Here is a 1,930-nt window from a genome sequence, read left to right as displayed (position 1 = left end):
TGCTCGATGTCGGCCTGCGACCGGCCGGCAAAATGCTCTTTCAGGTTGTCTTTCAGGACTGCGATCAGGTTGCGCTCGCGGATGTCCCAGGTATCGCCGTACGTGCCCAGCTCAGCCGCGCCCGCCTGCAGGCTGAGCATGGCGAGCAGCGCGCCGGCGACTGCGCGCGCCAGCGGAGTTGCATGTATCATCGGGAGGCTCCCGTTGGGGTGATCGGACAGGTTTACTGCTGCGGGTTACCGGCTTTCATCAGCTCGGCGAGGCGCGCCTGAATTTCCGGTGTGGCGTCCGGCAGGCCGGTGACTACGGCAGGGCTCACCAGAATGGCCGCACCGTGTTCGCTGGCGTATTCCGCTGTAGCGGTGGTGACGCTGCGGTCAAAGCGGGTCAGCAGCGCCTTTCGCTGGTCGTCGGTCAGGTCCAGCTTCGCAGTCTGGCGGATAAGCGCGTTGGTCGTGCCCTTCATGTCAAAGGTGACCAGTGCCGGCGGCTTCAGCCAGAGGAACCAGGCGGCCGCGCATACGCCCACACTCAGCGCAACCGACAGGCCGCAGCCCGTCATAAGGTGTTTTGTATTCAAAGTTGCATCTCCCGCAGCATGTGGATGATGTCGCGCTTGTGCGCGTCGTTGTCGGCCATCTCAAACAGGATGTCCTTGATGTCCGCGCCCTCGCGCAGGCGCTTCTCGCGGTAGGTGAAGTCCTCGCCTTTAGAGGAAAACAGCCCGTCGCTCAGCGGATCGAGGATGAGGCGGTGGAAGCTGGAGAATTCCCCCACGCTCAGCAGAAAGGAGCTGTAGCGCGCCTTTTTCGCCGGCGGAAACTTCCTGATCATCTCCCACTCCAGCTCGCTGAAGGCATGCGGCTCTTCCTTCTGGAAGGTGGTGAACGATTTAGCGTCCTGCATACAGGTAAACTTAAACGAGCTGTTGTCGTAGGCTGCAAGCGCCGCCGTGGACAGGTTTTTATCGCGTATCGCCTGGGTCACCGTGCCGTAGGAGCCGTTGTGACGGCGGGCGGTGCGGTAACCCTCCTCGATGAAGTCTTTAATCTTGGTGCTCGATCCGCCCAGCAGCTTCCAGCCCTCGTCGATGATGTTCATCTTCCGCATGCTGCGCGGCGTGGTGTACATCATGTTCTCGTTCCAGATCATGATGGTGAAGAGAATGGCCGACAGCAGGTCCTGCTGCTTGCGCAGGTCGCCCAGCTCGGTGACCACGAACTGCAGGTCAGGCTTCAGGGTCGGCTCAGAGGAGTTAAAGAACTTTCCGTAGATGCCTGTGGTGCTGTACTTGCCGAGCAGCGTGGTAATTTCGTCAATTCGCCCGCCAATCAGCGAGGAGTGCTCGCGAGTGATCGCGGCCTGCTGTTTTTTGAGGTACTCAATGACGTGATCGATACGCATGTCCTGCTGATACTGAGGCCACGACTCGGTGATGGCCTCCAGAATCAGCGACTCGTGCACCTCGTCCAGCAGGCCGTTGGGGCTTGCCAGAATGCACAGCTGATCGCGAATACGCTCGGCCGCAAGCGTAATGTCAGTGACGTTCGCAAACGGGTTAAAGCGCAGCGACTCGCCGTTGATGTAGGTGCCGCCCAGGCTGCTGCAGGCCGCCTTGTAAGAGTCGCCGATGTCCTGCACCGCCACCGTGCCGCCCTTGTCCAGCACCGAGCGCGCAATAGAGTTCGCCAGCACCGACTTGCCTGCACCCGAGGTGCCGGACATAAACCAGTTGAAGTTGGTGTTCGGCAGGATCTCATCAAACACGTCGATGAACGCGACCTGATTGCGGTAGCTCGGAATAAGAATGCCCGAGGCGCACAGCTTGTTATCCCCGATGACCGGCATGAGGTTCACCGCGTGAAACGACTCCGAACGCTGGATGCCGCCGGTCTTGCGGCAGTCGGCACGCAGCTTTTTGTTCACCATT

The 1,930-nt window shown here is 60.3% G+C and carries 3 protein-coding genes; all 3 read right to left on the bottom strand.

Going from position 1 to position 1,930, the window contains the following annotated elements; translation table 11 throughout:
• The coding region (locus BBB56_RS23275) for a hypothetical protein (protein ID WP_148085454.1) at window positions 1–191 on the bottom strand (191 nt) is incomplete at its 3' end.
• 32 nt (window positions 192–223) lie between these two features.
• On the bottom strand, window positions 224–580 hold the full coding sequence (locus BBB56_RS23270; protein WP_123803258.1) for a TrbI F-type domain-containing protein: 357 nt from the start codon (window positions 578–580) through the stop codon (window positions 224–226).
• The coding region (locus BBB56_RS23265) for a TraG/VirB4 family ATPase (RefSeq protein WP_123803257.1) at window positions 577–1,930 on the bottom strand (1,354 nt) is incomplete at its 5' end. The genes BBB56_RS23265 and BBB56_RS23270, both read right to left, overlap by 4 nt.

Source organism: Candidatus Pantoea deserta (assembly GCF_003813865.1).
Lineage (GTDB): Bacteria > Pseudomonadota > Gammaproteobacteria > Enterobacterales > Enterobacteriaceae > Pantoea > Pantoea deserta.
This window is presented reverse-complemented; position numbering and strand designations above follow the sequence as displayed.